Consider the following 17915-nt stretch of genomic DNA (forward strand, 5'->3'; position numbering starts at 1 on the left):
GGACTCGGTCACTCGCCGGTCGTCCAGCGGGCGTCCGCGAGCGTCCGCTGGACGACGTCGTTACCGACCGCCTCGGCGAGCGTCTCGAAGCCGGCCCGCTCCCCGCGGTCGTCCGCGTTGGCGACCAGCCGCGAGACGATGAACTCCGGCGTCGACCGACCCACCGTGTCGAAGCGGGGCTGGTAGTCGACGAGCAACTCGAGGTCGGGGTTCAGCCCCTCCGCGAAGATGCCGTCGACGCGGGCCTCGGGCGGCAGCGGTTCCAGGTCGTCCGCGAGGTGGGTGACGAAGACGCCCAGCGCCTCGCGGTCGACCGAGAGCGTGACCAGCCCGTGTAGCAGGTCCGCGGCGCTGCCGGGTTCGGTGATCGCCTCGAACTCGTCGACCAGCATCAGCGTGCGCCCGCCGGTCGAGAGCGGCGGGACGATCGACTTGAGCGTGGACTCGAGGACGCCGGCGTTGAAACTCGCGTGCCGGCGGTGAAAGACCAGCGAGTCGACGGGCGTCACCTCGGCCCGATCGGCCGGGACGGGCAGCCCCATCGTCGCCAGCAGGACGACCTGACACAGCGTCTCGAGCAGCGTCGTCTTCCCGCCGCTGTTGGCCCCGGTCAGGACCGCGACCCGCTGCTCGCCGGGGACCGAACCGACGCCGTCGGGGACGCTCGCGACGCCGTGGTCGCCGAGCCCGTAGGTCACCGGCTGGACCGATTCGTCGTCGCGAGCCGCGAGCGTGAGGTTGCGCGCGTTGACGACGGAGACTGCGGCTTCTTCACCCTCCACGAAGACCGGCCGCGTACAGTCGTACTCGAGCGCGAAGCGAGCTAGCGACAGGTGCAAGGCGATGTCGTCGACGGCCGCGACGGCCCGGTCGACGGCCTCGCTGGCGTCCGCGAGGGTGTCCTCGAGGTCGCTCGCGACGGCGTCCTCGCGCTCGTCGACCGCTTCGGTCAGGTCGGTCCGGAGGGTCCGCAGCGTCCCGCCGACGAAGTCCGTCGCGTCGGCGGCGTCGGTCGCCATCGCGTCCCGAACGCGATCGATCGTCACGTCGGTCTCGGTCAGCAGGTGGTCCTCGAAGGACTGGCGGAAGCTCTCGACGTCGCGAACCCCCTCCGAGCGCAGCTCCTCGATCAGCTCGAGGGCGTTCGCGTCCATGTCCTCGATCGCTCCCAGCGCGTCCCGGAGGCGATCGAGTTCGTCGTCGGCCCCCTCGCGGACCCGGCTCCCGTCGAGCGCCGCCAGCGCGTCGGCTGCGTCGGCGAGCCGGTCGCGCTCGAGGTCGGCGATCGCGGCGAACGGCCCGGAGTCGACGCCGGCCGAGAGCAGCGCCAGCGCGGCCTCGACGGCGGCGTACTCGCTGCCCTCGCGTTCGTCGTAGCGCTCGTAGGCCGAGAGGACCGCCTCGCGGTCGGCCTCGCCGAGGGCGGCCCACGCGTCGCGAGCCGCGATCACGTCGTCGAGACGGTCCTCCATCGCCTCGCGGGTGGCGAGCGGCGTCAGCACGCGAATGCGGTCGGCGGCCCGCTGCGTGACGGCGTGGTCGACCGCGAGGTCCAGCAGTTCCTTGTAGGCCGACCGCGCGTCGCTCGTCGCCAGAACGTCCATGCCGGCACCGCCGGTCGCCCGCCGGAGGATCCGCGTCGCCCGCCCGCGGGCGAGCCCGGCGTCGGCGAGCGCCCGGACGTCGCCGTTCTCGATCGCGCGAACCGCCGCTTCCGTCCCCAGTTCGTCGACCAGCCGCTCGCGCGTCTTCGGGCCGACGCCCCAGTACTCCTCGAGTCGCATACGGTGGTGACTCGTGGCGACCGTCTTGAACACTGCGCCTCGCGGGCTCGAGCCCGCCGTAGAACCGGGACGAACGCCTCGGCGCGGGGAGCGCGAGCCCGCGTTACCGCGACGCGGCGTGTGCGAGCAGTTCGATCGGCGTCGGCGGCGACTCGCCGTCCAGCGAACCGCCGGCGAGGGAGCTATCGGCCGGGACCGGCTCGACCCGGCTGTCGCCGAGTTGGGTCCGACAGGAGGTACCCGGCGCGGCGACGACGTCGGCACCGCTGTCCTCGATCTGGTCGACGAGGATGTCGCCGATCGACTGACTCAGCGAGTAGTGTTCGGCCTCGTAGCCGAACGTGCCGGCCATGCCACAACAGCCCGAGTCGAGCGGGTCGACGGCGTAGCCGGCCCGCCGGAGGACCCCCACCGCGTGGTGGTCTTTCTTCTCGGCCTTCTGGTGGCAGTGGCCGTGGTAGACGACCGACTCGTCGGGCGCCGCCCAGTCGACGTTCTCGTCGAGCCGGAAGGTGTCGAGGTACTCACAGAGGCCGTACGAGTTCGCGGCGAAGCGCTCGACGGCCGTCCCCGAGCGCAGGTCCAGCGCGTCGGACTGGAACATGACCGCGTCGGAGGGCTCCGCGACGACGACGTCCCAGCCCTCGCGGATCCGGGGCTCGAGTTCGGCCACGTTCGCCTCGATCGCCTCGCGGGCGGTATCGATAAAGCCCTTCGACAGCGCCGGCCGGCCGCTGTCGGTCCGGTCGGCCACGTCGACGCGGACGCCCGCGGCCTCGAGGACGCGGACGGCCGCCTTGCCGACCTCGGGGTGGCTGTAGTTCGTGTAGGTGTCGGCGAAGAGGATCGCTTTCCGCTCGGCGTCGGCTTCCGAAACGCGCGAGCCGCCTCGCTGCTCGAACCAGTCCTGCAGCGTCTCCCGCTCGAACTCGGGCAGCGACCGCTCGCTCGCGATGCCGACCGTCTTCTCGGCGATCGTGCCCGAACCGGGCAGCGACTGGGCGAGGTTCGAGACGGGTGCCAGCGCGCTGCCGACGGCCGCGAGCGTATCGAAGTTGGCGAACAGCTTGTCCCGGAGGCTCGCGCCCTCCTCCTGATGGCGCTCGTGCATGACCTCGGTCTTGAGCTTGGCCATGTCGACGCCGCTCGGGCAGTCCCGCTTGCAGCCCTTGCAGCCGATACAGAGGTCCAGCACCTCCTCGGCGAACTCGTCGTCGGTCGGATCGTCGGGCAGGTCGCCGCTCATCGCCTGCCGGAGGAGGTTCGCCCGGCCGCGGGTGGCCGTGATCTCCTCGTCGGCGGCCCGGTAGGTCGGACACATCACGCCGCCGGTCGTCTCCTGGCTCCCGCGACAGCCGCCACAGCCGTGACAGAGTTCGACCATCCCCTGCATCCCGTTCTCGTTGTCCCAGTGCAGCGACGGCTCGAGCCCGGCGTCGTACGCGTAGTCGTCGTCGTACCGGAGGTGCTCGGTCATGTCGTGGTCGCCACAGACGTTGCCGGGGTTGAGCAGCCAGTCGGGATCGAACGCGGTCTTCAGGTCGCGGAAGGCCCGCCAGAGGTCGTCGCCGTAGAGCTTGTGATTCCACTGGGTGCGCGCGCGGCCGTCGCCGTGTTCGCCGGAGACGCTGCCGCCGAACTCGACGACCATGTCGGTGACCGCGTCGGCGATCGCCACCATCTCCTCGCGGTCGCGGTCTGCCTTCGTGTCGACCAGCGGCCGGACGTGGAGGACGCCCGGGCCGGCGTGGGCGTAGAAGGCCGCGTCGTCGTCCCGCCCCTTCTCGGTCAGCAGCGACTGGAACCGCTCGACGAACTCGGGGAGGTGTTCCGGCGGGATCGCGCAGTCCTCGATGAAGCTGATGTGCTTCTCGTCGGAGGTCCGCGAGAGCAGGATCGGGAGCCCGGCCTTCCGCAGCGTCCAGAAGGTCTCGCGCTCGCCCTCGTCGTGGGCCTCGAGGCCGTCGAACGCGATCGTCTCGTCGATCGCCGGCCGCTCGGCGGGCGGGGCTTCCTCGGTGTCGGGCTCCGGTACCCTGTCGGCGAGCAGGCCGGCGGTTTGCTCGCGGCCGTGGTCGTCGTCCTCGGCGTAGAACTCGACCAGCAGCGCCGCGTCGGCCGCGTCGGGAACCAGCGACGCTGCCGCCTCGAACTCCGTCGTGTCGCGGGCCAACCCCAGCAACACGTCGTCGATGAGTTCGACCGCCGCCGGCTCGTGTTCGAGGACGTGCTGGACGTCGGTGACGGCCTCGAGGACGCTCTCGTAGAACAGCAGCGAGACGGCCTTGGTCTCGGGAACGGGCTCGAGCGCGACCTCGGCCTCGGTGACGACCGCCAGCGTCCCCTCGCTGCCGGCCAGCAGCCGCGCGAGGTTGACGGTCCCCGTCTCGGCCTCCTCGACGAGGACGTCGAGGTTGTAGCCGGAGACGTTGCGCTTCATGTCAGGGAACCGCTCCCGGACCGCCTCGCTCTCCTCGTCGACGATCCGGACGACTTCGGCGTGAATCCGCTCGAGCAAGGTGCCCTCGGGATCGGCGGATTCGCGGAGGTCCTCGACGGCGATCTCGCCGAGCGTGGCGACCGTGCCGTCGGCGAGTACCGCCTCGCACTCCTCGACGTAGGCGTCGGTCTTGCCGTAGACCAGCGAGTGTGCGCCCGTCGAGTTGTTGCCGATCGCGCCGCCGATCGCGCTGCGGTCGCCGGCCGCGGGGTCGGGCGCGAACTTCAGGCCGTGGGGAGCGAGCGCGTCGTTGAGTTCGCCAAGGACCGTCCCCGCCTCGACGCGGGCCCGGCCGGCGTCGGGATCGATCGAGACCACGCCGTCCATGTAGCGGGTGAAATCGAGGACGACGGCCTCGTTGACGGCCTGCCCGGCGAGGCTCGTCCCGCCGCCCCGCGGGAGGACGGGAATCCCCCGGTCGGCGCAGTAGGCGACGGTCGCGGCGACGTCGGCGGTCGATCGCGGATAGACGACGCCGATCGGCGTTAGCTCGTACGCGCTCGCGTCGGTGGCGTACAGCTGTCGCGTGTAGGTGTCGAAGCGAACGTCCCCCGCGACGCGGTCGCGGATCTCGTCTACCAGCGCCGGTTGCGCGACGTCCTCGGAGACGAAATCGTAGTCGGCCCGCCGGTCACCGGTTTCGGCCCCGTCGTCGAACGTCGTGTTAGAGCTTGCAGTCATCCTCAACTGAACACGTTGAATGGTCCATCATACGTTTCACACCGATAAACCGTTCGAACCGCTGGTCGGTGTGATCGCCAACCGATCTCTTGTAGACTCCGAAGGGGTTCGACGATCGTGGGTCGGATGGGTTCGTCCCGGTACGTACTCGAGTCAGACGTCTACTGTACGTCAGTATCGGTGCAACCGCAGAGCAGTCGGGGTTGCACCGGTACACGAGTGTCATACAACGGTTTACACATCCGTTCTTCGCCCCACTGATTCACAGATCACCTGTGAAAAATAACACTCCGTGGGGTATTGTACAATGCCCTCCCGGTACATCGGGACAGCAAACCACATCAGAACGCCACCGGACCGTGAAATCGGCTCGGAGACCCGCTCAGCGAGAGGGGGGCACTCGAGCCCGGTCGGCCGCTCTCGCCGTGACGGAACATCACTGTCACGTGGCCCCACACCACATATACACGAACACGTATATAGTTCTGCTTAGAGAGGAGTCGAAGCAGCACAAACACGGGGGTTTTTATCGGTTCGGTGTCCTACGCACTCCCATGACTGATGGGCGGGGCGAGACTCCCCGGCGAACAGGAATGACCGAAAAGTGCGGCGTCGTCGGCGTCTCACTCGACGGTCGGGACGCGGCACGGCCGTTGTACTACGCGCTGTACGCACTCCAACACCGGGGACAGGAGTCCGCAGGCATCGTCACACACGACGGGTTCCAGCAGCACAGCCACGTCGAAATGGGGCTCGTGGGAGACGCCTTCGACGAGGGCGACCTCGAGACGCTCAACGGGTCGGCCGGGATCGGCCACGTCCGATATCCGACGGCCGGCTCGGTCGACTCCTCGTGTGCCCAGCCGTTCTCCGTCTCCTTCAAGAGCGGCTCGCTCGGGCTGAGTCACAACGGCAACCTCGTCAACGCCGACGAGATCCGCGAGGAACTCGCCAGCGCGGGCCATGCCTTCACCAGCGACGGCGACACCGAGGTCATCGCCCACGACCTCGCGCGCAACCTGCTCGAGGAGGATCTGGTACGAGCCGTCAAGGACACGATGACGCGGATTCACGGCTCTTACTCGCTGACGATTACCCACGACGATACCGTCCTCGGCGTGCGCGACCCGCGGGGCAATCGCCCGCTCTGTATCGGGAAACTCGAGGACGGCTACATACTCGCCTCGGAGTCGGCGGCGATCGACACCTTGGACGGGGACCTCGTCCGCGACGTACGGCCGGGCGAACTGGTCGTCCTGCAGGACGACGGCGGGGGCTTCGACTCCTACCAGCTCGTCGAGAAGGACAACACCGCCCACTGTTTCTTCGAACACGTCTACTTCGCCCGCCCCGACAGCGTCATCGACGACACGCTGGTCTACGAGGCCCGCCGGAACCTCGGCCGCAAGCTCTGGGAGGAAAGCGGCGTCGAGACCGATGTGGTGATGCCGGTCCCCGACTCCGGGCGCGCGTTCGCCTCGGGCTACGCGGACGCGGCGAGCGAGACCACCGCCGACGGCGAGGCCCGCGACGCCGACGACGACGGCGTCGCGTTCGCCGAGGGCCTGATGAAGAACCGCTACGTCGGTCGCACGTTCATCATGCCGACGCAGGACGAACGCGAGCGCGCGGTGCGGCTCAAACTCAACCCGATCAAGTCGACGATCGAGGGCAAGACCGTCACCGTCATCGACGACTCGATCGTCCGCGGCACCACGTCGACGCAGCTCGTCCAACTCCTCAAAGACTGCGGGGCCGAGGCGGTCCACGTTCGCATCGGCGCGCCCGCCATCGTCGCCCCCTGTTACATGGGGATCGACATGGCCACCCGCGAGGAACTCATCGCCTCGGACAAGTCCGTCGGCGAGATCCGCGACGAGATCGCCGCCGACAGCCTCGCCTACCTCTCGACCGACGCCGTCGCCGACATCCTCGGGAAAGAGCGCATCGACCTCTGTCTGGGCTGTGTCACCGGCGAGTACCCCTACGACATCGAGGGCGAGGAGACCGACCGCGACGTCAGCCGGCCCGACGTCGGCGACCAACGACTCACCACGGCCGACTATAGTAGCCACTGAAACGATTCACACACTGATCGCGCCGCTGTCATGCGATCAGGTGTGCGATGACTTTTCGGGTTCCCTCGCGGATGCAACCGGTGTCCGCGTTCCACCGACCGTACTGGTCACCCTTGGAACGCGTCAGCAAACTCCGTCGGGAGCGTGCCGATCTCGATCCCCCACGCGATCGGGAGCCAACCCACCGCGACCAGGGTGATCAAGACGATGCCGATGACGTTGAGTCCGAACCCGATCTTTGCCATCTGGGGCAGCGTGATGTAGCCGCTACCGAACACGATCGCGTTCGGCGGCGTCGCGACCGGCAGCATAAACGCGAACGACGCGGCGGTCGCGCCCGCGATCATCAACCCGAACGGGTGGACGCCGATCCCGACCGCGACCCCGGCGAGGATCGGCATCAGCATCGCCGTCGTCGCCGTGTTCGAGGTGACCTCCGTCAGGAAGATCGTCATCACGACCACCGCGAACAGGATCGCGATCATGGGGACCCCCGCGAGCAACTCGAGGCGCTCGCCGATCCAGGCCGCGAGCCCGGTGTCGCCGAAGCCGCTGGCGATGGCGAGCCCGCCACCGAACAGGAGGATGACGCCCCAGGGGATGTCGACGGCGTTGGTCCAGTCGAGCAGGAAGGTCCGGTCGCCGTCGGCGGTCGTCGTCGGCAGCGTAAACAGCACCATCGCGCCGCCGATCGCGACGATGGTGTCGGCGTCGTCCGGCGGCGCGATTCCGAGCAACGGGTCGAGCAGGCTCGAGCCGATCCAGGCCGTCGCCATCCCGACGAAGACGACGGCGACCCATCTCTCCTGTCGGTTCATGGGACCGAGCCGCTCGAGTTCGCGGTCGATCGTGTCCGCGCCGGCGGGCAGTTCCGCGAACTGCGGCGAGACGGCCCGCGTGACGTAGGTGTAGACCGCCACCAGGCCGACCGCGGAGATGGGGACGCCGTAGAGCATCCACTCGGCGAAGGAGACCGACTGACCGAACAGCGCGTCGGCCTGTCCGGCGAAGAGGACGTTCGGCGGCGTCCCGATCAGCGTCGAGACGCCGCCGACGGAGGCCCCGTAGGCGATACACAGCATCAGCGCGATCCCGAACGAGAAGTTTCCCTCGCTCGTGTCGACCTCGAGGCCGGTCTCGTCGATCAGATCGGCGGTCTGGTAGATGACCGCCAGCGCGATCGGGACCATCATCATCACGGTCGCGCTGTTGGAGACCCACATCGAGAGGAAGGCGGTGGCGAGCATGAACCCGAGAATGAGTCTCGAGGGTTCGGTGCCGACGGCCTTGATCGTCCGGAGCGCGATCCGTCGGTGGAGCCCCCACCGCTGCATCGCCACCGCGAGGAAAAAGCCGCCCATGAAGAGAAAGATCAGCGGGTGGCCGTAGGACGGCGTCGTGTCCGCGACCGGCAGCGCGCCGGTCAGCGGGAAGAGGACGATCGGGAGCAGCGACGTGGCGGGAATCGGGATCGCCTCGGACATCCACCAGACCGCGACCCACGCGGTGACGGCGGCGACCGCCTTCCCCGCGGCCGAGAGGCCGTCCGGCGTCGGCGAGAGGAAGAGCAGGGCGAACAGGACCGGTCCGAGGACGAACCCCACCTGCTGTCGGCGGCCGTAGGTGCCGCCGACGTCGAACGGCGAGCCGTCGTCGCCGCTGTCAGAGCGGGGACCACCGCCGGAACCGCCGCCCGGGTCGGACTCGCGTTCCCGATCGGGCTCGGTGTCGTCGGTTCCGGACGGGTCGCGCCCGCCGTCGGCGAACACCCGCCGCGCGAGCCGCCGTTTCTCGGCCGTCAGGTCGTCCATGTCCGCGATCATAGCCGGCGCGTCGAGCGTCAGATACGCCTTCGTCCGGGCGTTGACGCGCCACAGGGACCGCCACAGTCGCCCCGCCACCGATCGAGCGTCCCGCTCGCGTTCGGTTCCCATGGTCTCGAGACCTCCCACGGACAGGCGTATAAATAGTGGTCGCTTACAGGGCCGCCGGCGGTGACGCCTCCCGGCGACGAGCGACCGCCCCTCGTCCGCCGGAACGCCCAAGCCGGTGGCCGGCCGACTCGAGGTAATGCCGCTGTTACAGTTCGAGACGACGTTATCGCTCTCTGACGAGGAAAAGACCGCCCTCGCCGAGCGAGTAACGGAACTGTACACGACCGAGATGGCGACGACGGCGGGCCACGTCGCCGTCTCGATCCGCGAGCGCGGGGCGGCCGCCCTCCATCTCGGCCGTGCCGTCGACGGGCCGCTGCTCTTTCTGGACGCCGAGATCCGTCGCGGCCGGCCGTTCGAGCGAAAGCGCGCGTTCGGGCTCGCGACGATGGAGTACGTCGGGGAGCGCTTCGACGTTCCCGACGAGAACATGAAGATCGTCTTCGCCGAACACCCCGGCGAGTCGATGATGGGCGTCGACCGCGTCGGCGGCGAGTGGGACGGCGAGAGCGAGGACGCCGAGTGATCGTCACGGGGAGCGACCGGCTCTCCGTCCCGACCGCGCTCCGGCCCCTGATACGGATTGCTGTCCCGATGTCCCGGCGCACCCGCCGCCCGGGTCGCGGGTGCGCCGGCAATGACTGACAGGAAACCGTATGAAACCACTATCCGTCTCGCGCCCGAAGCCGTTCGTATGTACCGCGTGTTGCTCCCGGTCGACGACAGCGAGTCTCGGGCGCGGGCGCAAGCGAACGCCGTCCGCGACCTGCCGAACGCGGCGACGGCCGTCTCGGTCGACGTCCTCCACGTCAGCGAGGGCGGGTCGGGGCCCGACGCCGAGTGGGCGGCCGGCGGCTTCGCCGAGGAGTACGCCGCCGAGATGGAACGGCTCGCCGGCGACGACGCGCTCCCGGCGTCGGTCGAGGCGGCCGTCGACGCCCTCGAGGCGGACGGTATCGAGTGGACGGTCCGGACCGCGATCGGCGACCCCGCGGACCGGATCCTCGAGGCGGCCGCCGAGTACGACAGCGACCTGCTCGTCCTCGGTTTCGAGGGGCGATCGCCGGTCGGCAAGGCGCTGTTCGGGAGCGTCGCCCAGTCGGTCGTCCTCGAGAGCGACCGACCGGTGACGGTCGTCCCCGCGGAGTGAGCTACCGCAGACAGGCCGCGACGACCTCGAGCATCCCCTCGCCCCGGACCTCGTCGGCGAACAGCGGGACGCGTCGCACGTCCGTGCCGCGGAACAGTTCCTGTGCCTCCGCGAGGGCGCTCTGCTGGACGTCCCAGCGCCGTTGACAGAACTCGCAGTCGTCCAGATTCGGCTGGAGGAACTCGCCGCGGACGTCGTCGGTAACGTTTGACAGGGGCTCCATCACCCGGTTGACGACGACGGTACCGACCGGGATCCCGAACTCCTCGAGTTGCGCTCGCAGGCGCTTGGACTCGAAGACGCTCATCTCCTCTGGCACCATGACGATCCGGAAGTCCGTCCGCGCGGGATCGCGCAGGGCCGCCCGCAGGCGCTCGATGCGCTCGCGCAGGACCTCCAGATCCTCGAGGTCGTCGCCGTCGTCGGGCGCGTCGCCGCCGAACATCCCCTTGACGCCCTCGAGCATCCCGCCGAGGCGCTGGCGGAGTTTCATCAGCCGACCCATCATCGTGTCCATGATTTCGGGGAGCCGCAGCAGGCGGAGCGTGTGGCCGGTCGGCGCGGTGTCGATCACCACGCGCTCGAACCGCGGGTCGTCCATGTACTCGAGCAAGAGCTGCATGGCGGCGGCCTCGTCGGCACCGGGCATCGCGCCGCCGAAGAGGGCGTCCATCGGCGATTCGCCGCCGAGCATGTCGCCGAGGCCGCCGAGCGGCCCGCCCTCGGCCCCCTCGCCGGGGAAGGGCGAGCCGCTCGTCTCGCCGCCCGCGAAGGGGTCCGTCTCGTCGGCTGAGTCCGTCGCACCGGCCGCACCACTGAAGGGCGTGTCCCCCTCCTCGAGCGCGCTTTCGGGATCGATCTCGGCCGCGTACAGCGGGATGTCGTCCCGGATTCGGCCGGGTTCGGCCGGAATCTCCGTCTCGAAGGTGTCCGACAGCGAGTGGGCCGGGTCGGTCGAGACGACCAGCGTCGACGTCCCGCCGCGGGCGCTGTCCAGCGCCGTCGCGGCCGCCATCGTCGTCTTCCCGACGCCCCCTTTCCCGCCGTAGAGGACGTAGTCGGGGCCGTCGATCGGCTCGTCGGACGGCTCGACGTCGACGGTCTTGCGCTCCTCGTCGCCGACGGACTCCGTCGGCGTCACCTCGATGGTGTGTGCGCCGTCGTCGTCGCCGTCGTTCGTCGCCCCCTCGTCCTCCTCCACCGGTTCGACGTCGATGCCGCTCATACGCCGCCGTTCCCGGTCCCGACAGGAGTATTCGTCGGTCTCCCGCGGCCGGCCGTCGCCCTCGAGTCAGCCCTTCGGCGTCACGTCGAACGTCGGGACGACGCCGCGGACGGCGTCTGCGAGCGCCAGACAGATCGGGACGGCCCACAGCGTCGCGTACAGCGCCTGCGTGACCGGGTTCGAGAGCAGCGAGTACCGCGCCTGCTCCCACCGGCTATCGAATGGGACCGCCTCCCAGGCCGCGCGGTAGGACCGCCAGCTGTAGTAACACCAGACGACGCCGTTGAACGCGACGAGCGGGAGCAGCGACGCGGGGACGACGCCGGTCGAGCCGGTGAGTGTCTGCCAGAGGACGGCGAGTCCCACCGGCAGGCCGAGGACGTTCGTCACCGCCAGGAGCTGGGTCAACACGGTGCCCGCCCAGAACCGGCCGCGCTCGAGCCCGGACCAGCCCGGCGTCAGCAGGTGCCGATACGGGCCGCGGACCCAGCGGCGCTTCTGACGGATCCACGCCTCGAGGTCGGCCGGACAGAGGTCCTGCACGTAGCGGTCGATGATACCGAGCGTACAGCCCCGTTCGTGGGCGGCGACGCCGAGCGCCATGTCCTCGGTCACCGCGTCGAGTTGCCACCGATCGAGGTCGTAGAGGACGCCGGCCGGGACGAAGTAGGCCTTCCCCAGCAGCTGGTAGGGGCCGTCCGTCGAGTTGGCGTAGATCAGGTCCGACCACGCCGCGATCCCCATCGACTCGAGCAGCGGGAGGAGCCCGTCGTCGACGTTTCGCGCGGTCTGTTTCGCCTGGACGATGTCGTACTCCGCGAGGCCGGCGGCGGCGAGTTCGAACGTGTCGAGGGGCACCTGCGTGTCCGAGTCGAAGACCGTCACGACGTCGTCGGCCGCGAACGAGCGCGTCGTGAAGGCGTAGGTCAGGGCGGCGGCCTTCGTCCGCGGGACGCCCGTCCCGCTGAACGTCCAGTCGCCGGGCGCGCGGTCGGCCGCGAGCGCCGCCCGATCGACGGCGACGAACTCGACGGCGAGGTCGTCCTCGCGAGCCGCGACCGCCTCGCGGACCGCCGACGCGGTCGGATCGTCGGGTTCGTAGATCACGTACACGGAGACGGCCGCGGTCGGATACCGCTGGGCGGCGATGTTGTCGAGCGTCTCGGTGAGGACGGCCGGCGACTCGCGGTAGATCGGGACGAGAACGCGGAGCCGGCGGACCGCCGACTGCGGGAGCCGACAGCCCGACCGGGCCGTCGGTCGCGGCTCGCCGGCCGTCCGGTCCGCGTTCGCCGATGCGGGAGCGACGCCACTGCTCGAGCCCCCGTCGGGCCGTGCCAGCGGTCGATCGCGGTCGGTCTCGGTCCCCTCGGCGACGCGCCGCTCTACGGTGGCGTCGTCGACCAAGGCGTCGGAGCGGCGAACGAGCAGCGTCACCAGCGCACAGTTGCCGACGAAGTAGGCCACCTGGGTCAGGACGAACACCGCGATCACGGCCTCGAGAAGCATTACGCGGTGGGTCGGCCGCCCGACGTATCGGTATTTCGGCCGGACTGTCACCGTCGCCGACCGTTCGGCCGCTCACCCGAAGTACGCCGCCAGCCGCTCGGCAGCTTCCTCGACGCGCGGGGTCACGAGGGCAAAGCGCAGCCACTCGCTCCGGGAATCGCCGAAGGCTTCGCCGGGCATCCCCGCGACGCCGGCCTCGTCGATCAGGCGCTCGACGTTCTCGAGCGTGCCGGGGTAGCCGTCGAAGCGGGCCAGCACGTAGAACGAGCCCTGCGGCGTCGTGTACTCGGCACCGACGGCCTCGAGCGCGTCGGTGAAGGTATCGACGCGCTCGCGGAGCAACTCTCGATTGCGCTCGTAGTACTCGGGACCCGTCTCGCGGAAGGCCTTCAGGGCCGCGTACTGGCCGGGACGGGTCGTCGCGACGTTGACCAGCATGTGGCGGCTCCTAGCGTCCCCGACCAGCTCCGGCGGGAAGATCGCGTAGCCGACCCGGAGGCCGGTAACGGCCATCGACTTCGAGACGGCGTTCGTGACGATCCGGTGGACCGACTCGGTCTCGAGCGCGCTCGCGAACTCCCCGGCGAGGTCGTAGTGGTCGTAGACCTCGTCGCTGATGAGAACGGCGTCGTGGTCCTCGGCGACGGCGACGAGTTCCCGCATCGTCTCGGCGGGATAGACCGCGCCGGTGGGGTTGTTCGGCGTGTTGACGACGATCGCGGCCGTCTCGTCGCTCGCGGCGGCGCGGACGTCCGCGGGGTCGAGTCGTCCCTCGTCGTCAGCCGCGACGTACCGCTGTGTGCCCCCGAGCATCGTCGTCTTGCCGGGGTAGTAGGGGTAGACGGGATCGGTCAGTAGCACCTCGTCGCCGGCGTCGCGCTCCAGGGCCCGCGCCATCGCGAGATAGTTGGCCTCGCCCGCGCCGTTGGTGACGACGATCTGGTCGGCGTCGACGCCCCGCCGGGCGGCGATCTCTTCGCGCAGTTCGGGCAGTCCCTCGCTGGCGGGATACTGCAACCGGTCCGGCTCGAGATCGGCGTACTCGCGCAGTCCCTCTCGAAGCGCCTCGGGGGGCTCCCAGTCGGGGTTGCCGCTGACCATGTCGACCACGTCGCGGTCCGCCGCGTCCGCGTACTCCATCACGTGGAAGAAAAGCGGCGTCTCGTAGTCCATGCGGGCCACTGGGGCGACGACCGTCGTTTGTCTTTCCGTTTCCGCCGGACGACGCGAGGGGGCGAGCCGGACCCTCGCTTTCACAACGACCGGGCCCGTCGACTCACGTATGAACGACGACATCGACCCCGATCTGCCGATGGCCGTCGGCGACGTGCTTCGCGACCGAGAGGAGACGCTCGCGGTCGCCGAGTCCTGTACCGGCGGGCTGATCGGGGCCGCGATCACGGCCGTGCCGGGCGCGAGCGACTACTTCGACGCGGGGCTGACGACCTACGCTTACGGCGCGAAACGCCGCCACCTCGGCGTCAGCCGCGAGGCGCTCGACGATCACGGCGCGGTCTCGGAACCCGTCGCCCGCGAGATGGCGCGAGGGGTCCGGGACGTGACCGACGTCACCTGGGGCGTCGCGACGACCGGCGTCGCCGGCCCCACCGGCGGGACCGAGGCAACCCCGGTCGGGACCGTCTACATCGGCGTCGCCCACGCCGCTCCGTGGGACAGCGGGGACTCCTACGCCACCGTCTCCCGGTACGTCTTCGACGGCGATCGTGCCGTTGTGCGCGCACAGACCGTCGATCGAGCCCTCGAGGACCTGCTCGCCGAACTCGAGGATCGTTGATCGGCCCGCGAGTCATCCGTCCCTCGGCGACCCCGCGCCGACGCGACGATCGGTTCGCAAACCTGACAGTCTCGAGAGAAAACTATTCCCGGGTCGACCCCCCAGAGTCGGGTGAATGAACAAGAAGGGACACGTGTTGAACGCCGTGCTGTTGAGCATCGGGCTGGGGTATCTGCTCGAGCCTTCCGGGAGTCTGGAGACGTTCAGGACCATCGTGATGATCGGCGTTCCGGTGACGCTGGGGGCGCTCTTTCCGGACGTCGACACCGCCTTCGGCAAACACCGGAAGACGCTGCACAACCTGCCGATCCTGCTCGGTTTCCTGGCCTTTCCGTACGTCTTCGGCAATCTCGAGTACGTCTGGGTCGGCGTTCTGACCCATTACGTCCTCGACGTGGCGGGGAGCAAGCGCGGGATCGCACTGTTTTACCCGCTCTGGAAGAAGGAGTTCGGACTGCCGATCGGGGTCGCGGTCAGCAGCAAGCGCGCCGACCTCATGATGGTGGTCGTCACCGTCGCCGAACTCCTGTTGGTCGCGCTGGTCGTCTTCCGGGTGCCTCAGTGGGGGTTCGAGCTGGGCCGGCAGGGACTCGGGCTGTAGCGGTCTCGCCCCGTCTCGCCGTCACGGCCCGCCGCTGACGAGGTGGAGCCCGACGATCCCGACGACGATCAGGCCGATGAACCCGATTCTGGCGAGCGTCGCCGGCTCGTCGAACAACACGATGCCGAGCGACGCGGTCCCGACGGCTCCGATGCCCGTCCAGACCGCGTAGGCCGTCCCGATGGGAAGTTCTTCGACGGCCCGCGCGAGGAGAACCACGCTGACGAGCATCGCGAGCCCGGTCGCGAGCGTCGGCACCGGCCGCGAGAGGTCGTCGGAGTACGCGAGTCCGATCGCCCACGCGATCTCGAAACAGCCGGCGACGAACAGGAGCGGCCACGACATTCCATCGGAGGTATCGATCGGCGGCGAGTATAGCTTCCGTTCTCGGACGGCGTGCGGGGCCGGACGAGCCTAGCGGTTCGGCGTCCACTCCTCGCAGGCGTCCATGTCGTCCATGGCCGTCTCGTGGCGGGCGCAGTAGGGGACCATCCCCTCCGACGAACGGACGTACTCGAAGTGTTCGCAGTTCCCGCAGTAGCGGTCGGTCGGCTCGGTCGGACCGGCGGGCTCGGATTCGACGATCTCGGCGTCGCCCCCCTCGAGCGGCGAGGAGATGTCCGACGCCGCCGAGCCGCCGTCGCTGGTCGCGGCGCCGACGGCTCGTCCGGGAGTCGAGGTGCCGGTCGACCGCGACGACGCGGCCGATCGCTCCGTCGTCCGACCGCCGACCGATCCCTCGTCGTAGGACAGCGACGTACCGTCGGCCCCGCCGTCCGCGTTCGTCTGCGTCTCGACGTCGCCGTCGGGGGTCCCCCCGAGGAAGCCGATCCCGCCCAGGCCGCCGTCCTCGCTTTCCTCCTCGACCTCGAGGACGGTCTTGTTGTGTCGGGTGACGTTCATCTGGAGGTTGCCGCCGGGATCGTTGCGCCGTTTGAACGTGGCGACGGCGGCGAACAGACACCAGATCGCGGGCAAGAGTCCGAGCAGGTAGACCGCCGAGACTTCGAAGGTCAGTTCCTGGCCGTGGCCCCGCCAGTGGTGGGGGTAGGCGTGCCAGAAGAGCGCGACCCCGAGCAGGCAGAGGCTCGCGCTGATCGCGGCTGCGGCCTGTACGCGACGGCCGGCCGGCAATACGACGAAGACGCCGACGAGTGCCGTCGGGACGGCGAGTCCGGCCAACACACCCGCGGCGCGGACGGTCGCGAACTGGGGCGCCATCCCGCTCGAGAAGGCGGCCGCGTATCCGCCGACGAGGTCGGTCGTCGCCGCGAGGACGGCCACGACGGCCAGGATCGCGCCGAGGACCACGAGCGTCGTGCCGGCGTACAGCCGGCGACTCGTCACCCCCGATGCGGTCCCGTCGTAAACCTCCGTCAGGCTAGTCATACGAGCCCGTTCGATGTCCTATCACAAAACGATACGTCAGACACATTTCGGATCGTAGAGGGGTCGAGGGCCGTCGACGAATCGCCGGGGAGTCGTCGGGGGTGCGGGGACCCAGTCCGGTCGCCGGGAAGCCACCTCGGTTGCACCGCGTTCGGTCGGTCACTCGCAGCACGGCCGTGTGCCCGCTCTCGCGATCCACGGAAGCGAAAGCTTGAATCACCGCGATCGCAAACGACTCGCCATGAGCGACGACGAGGACGCGGAGCCGGCCGTCGAACTCGGATCGCACACGCCCGTCGAGGGCGAACCGCTCGCCCGCGTGAGTTCGCGGCTGACCTGGCCCAAGGAAAAGAGCGAGGTCGAACGCATGGAGGGCGAGACGGTCGTTCGAACGCCGGACGGTCCCCGCGAGCTATCGACGATCCTCGAGTCGGTCGACGAGACGTACTTCCAGCGCAAACAGGAGTTCGAGGGCCACGTCCGGGACGTGATCGGGACCGGACCGATTCCGACCGCCGACGAGTAACACCGTGGCGTCCGAGCCGGATCGACGCGCCGTGCGCTGGCTTCGCCAGCGGTTGGGCCTCTCCTGGGTACAGAAGTCGTTACTGTTTGGGGCTCTCCTGACGGTGCTGTGGATGCGGTTCGTTCCCGACGGGTTGGACGATCGGCTCCTCGTCGACGGGATCCTCTTGATCGGCGGCCCGCTCGCGCTGGGGCTGTCCCACGGGCGACGCGTCGGCTGGCGGGCCGACCGGGTCGCGGTTCGGAACGCGGTCCTGCTCGGGCTGTTCGTGTTGCCGTTCTATCTGGTCGGCTCGACGCTGCCGACGATCCGCGCGTACTACCCGATCTGGGAGACGTCGGCCGCGCCGGCCGCGTTCGTCCCCCACGCGATCAAGCTCTTCGTCCTCGCGCTGGCCGCCGAGACCTACTACCGGGGCCTGCTGTGTGTCGGCGTCCGGGAACTGGGCTTCGGCGCGGTGTTCATCAGTCCCGTCGTCTACATGCTTCACCACACCTCGAAGCCGCCGATCGAGTTCCTGCTGTCGGGGCCGACCGACGTCCTGTTCGGGGCCGTCGACTACACCTCCGACTCGATCCTCCCCTCCGTGATCGCCCACGGCGGCGGGCTCGTCTTACTGGACTGGCTCGTTCTTCACGACCCGCTGTTCGATCCGGCTCCGGTCCTGAACGTCCTCGAGGCGCTGCCGCTCCCGCTCTGACGATCCTTTCGCTGCGCCCAACAGTATAGAACATCAACACTTA

15 protein-coding genes are annotated in these 17915 nt (G+C 69.3%); 7 read left to right on the forward strand and 8 right to left on the reverse strand.

All coding sequences use genetic code 11. The features are described 5' to 3' along the window. Positions 1 to 8: 8 nt before the first annotated feature. Together A6E15_RS05755 and A6E15_RS05760 are read right to left on the reverse strand one after the other, a co-directional pair. Positions 9 to 1784: a MutS-related protein gene (locus tag A6E15_RS05755; RefSeq protein WP_076144615.1), complete on the reverse strand. Its 1776-nt coding sequence runs from the start codon at positions 1782 to 1784 to the stop codon at positions 9 to 11. Positions 1785 to 1887: 103 nt separating this feature from the next. After that, positions 1888 to 4965 carry an FAD-binding and (Fe-S)-binding domain-containing protein gene (locus A6E15_RS05760; protein ID WP_076144617.1) on the reverse strand — a complete coding sequence of 1026 codons (3078 nt, stop codon included), beginning with the start codon at positions 4963 to 4965 and terminating at the stop codon, positions 1888 to 1890. A 593-nt stretch (positions 4966 to 5558) separates the two neighbouring features. Between A6E15_RS05760 and purF the strand changes: the two genes are divergently transcribed. Next, the gene (gene purF / locus A6E15_RS05765) at positions 5559 to 7043 is read left to right on the forward strand and encodes an amidophosphoribosyltransferase (RefSeq protein ID WP_076144619.1); all 1485 of its coding nucleotides are present in this window, start codon (positions 5559 to 5561) and stop codon (positions 7041 to 7043) included. Positions 7044 to 7150: 107 nt separating this feature from the next. Here the strand turns inward: purF and A6E15_RS05770 are convergent, their stop codons facing one another. After that, positions 7151 to 8977, reverse strand: a complete 1827-nt coding sequence (locus A6E15_RS05770; RefSeq protein ID WP_076144621.1) for an SLC13 family permease — start codon at positions 8975 to 8977, stop codon at positions 7151 to 7153. Positions 8978 to 9113: 136 nt separating this feature from the next. On the opposite strand from A6E15_RS05770, the gene A6E15_RS05775 reads away from it, so the two are divergent. Both A6E15_RS05775 and A6E15_RS05780 read left to right on the forward strand, forming a co-directional pair. Then, complete coding sequence (locus tag A6E15_RS05775; RefSeq protein ID WP_076148200.1) at positions 9114 to 9503, forward strand: tautomerase family protein; 390 nt, start codon at positions 9114 to 9116, stop codon at positions 9501 to 9503. Positions 9504 to 9671: 168 nt separating this feature from the next. Continuing rightward, positions 9672 to 10127 (forward strand): universal stress protein, encoded by a 456-nt coding sequence (locus A6E15_RS05780; RefSeq protein ID WP_076144623.1) that lies wholly within the window; start codon positions 9672 to 9674, stop codon positions 10125 to 10127. Position 10128: 1 nt separating this feature from the next. On the opposite strand, the gene A6E15_RS05785 is transcribed toward A6E15_RS05780, so the two are convergent. The 3 genes from A6E15_RS05785 to A6E15_RS05795 form a co-directional block, all read right to left on the reverse strand. Continuing rightward, positions 10129 to 11352 (reverse strand): ArsA family ATPase, encoded by a 1224-nt coding sequence (locus tag A6E15_RS05785; protein WP_076144625.1) that lies wholly within the window; start codon positions 11350 to 11352, stop codon positions 10129 to 10131. A gap of 66 nt (positions 11353 to 11418) precedes the next feature. Continuing rightward, complete coding sequence (locus A6E15_RS05790; protein ID WP_076144628.1) at positions 11419 to 12861, reverse strand: glycosyltransferase family 2 protein; 1443 nt, start codon at positions 12859 to 12861, stop codon at positions 11419 to 11421. Positions 12862 to 12933: 72 nt separating this feature from the next. Further along, entirely contained in the window at positions 12934 to 14034 is a 1101-nt protein-coding gene (locus A6E15_RS05795; RefSeq protein WP_076144630.1) for a pyridoxal phosphate-dependent aminotransferase, read from the reverse strand. A 109-nt stretch (positions 14035 to 14143) separates the two neighbouring features. Between A6E15_RS05795 and A6E15_RS05800 the strand changes: the two genes are divergently transcribed. Together A6E15_RS05800 and A6E15_RS05805 are read left to right on the forward strand one after the other, a co-directional pair. Then, positions 14144 to 14656 carry a CinA family protein gene (locus A6E15_RS05800; RefSeq protein WP_076144632.1) on the forward strand — a complete coding sequence of 171 codons (513 nt, stop codon included), beginning with the start codon at positions 14144 to 14146 and terminating at the stop codon, positions 14654 to 14656. A 115-nt stretch (positions 14657 to 14771) separates the two neighbouring features. Next, positions 14772 to 15257, forward strand: coding sequence for a metal-dependent hydrolase (locus A6E15_RS05805; protein ID WP_076144634.1), 486 nt, complete (start codon positions 14772 to 14774; stop codon positions 15255 to 15257). Between the two features lie 21 nt (positions 15258 to 15278). Here the strand turns inward: A6E15_RS05805 and A6E15_RS05810 are convergent, their stop codons facing one another. Together A6E15_RS05810 and A6E15_RS05815 are read right to left on the reverse strand one after the other, a co-directional pair. Continuing rightward, the gene (locus A6E15_RS05810) at positions 15279 to 15602 is read right to left on the reverse strand and encodes a DMT family transporter (protein WP_076144637.1); all 324 of its coding nucleotides are present in this window, start codon (positions 15600 to 15602) and stop codon (positions 15279 to 15281) included. Between the two features lie 69 nt (positions 15603 to 15671). Then, on the reverse strand, positions 15672 to 16646 hold the full coding sequence (locus tag A6E15_RS05815; RefSeq protein ID WP_076144639.1) for a DUF7139 domain-containing protein: 975 nt from the start codon (positions 16644 to 16646) through the stop codon (positions 15672 to 15674). A 241-nt stretch (positions 16647 to 16887) separates the two neighbouring features. Here A6E15_RS05815 and A6E15_RS05820 point away from each other — a divergent pair, with 241 nt between their 5' ends. Further along, on the forward strand, positions 16888 to 17172 hold the full coding sequence (locus tag A6E15_RS05820; protein WP_076144642.1) for a DUF5789 family protein: 285 nt from the start codon (positions 16888 to 16890) through the stop codon (positions 17170 to 17172). A 4-nt stretch (positions 17173 to 17176) separates the two neighbouring features. Further along, entirely contained in the window at positions 17177 to 17872 is a 696-nt protein-coding gene (locus tag A6E15_RS05825) for a CPBP family glutamic-type intramembrane protease (protein ID WP_076144645.1), read from the forward strand. Positions 17873 to 17915: the final 43 nt, after the last annotated feature.

Source organism: Natrinema saccharevitans (genome assembly GCF_001953745.1).
Lineage (GTDB): Archaea > Halobacteriota > Halobacteria > Halobacteriales > Natrialbaceae > Natrinema > Natrinema saccharevitans.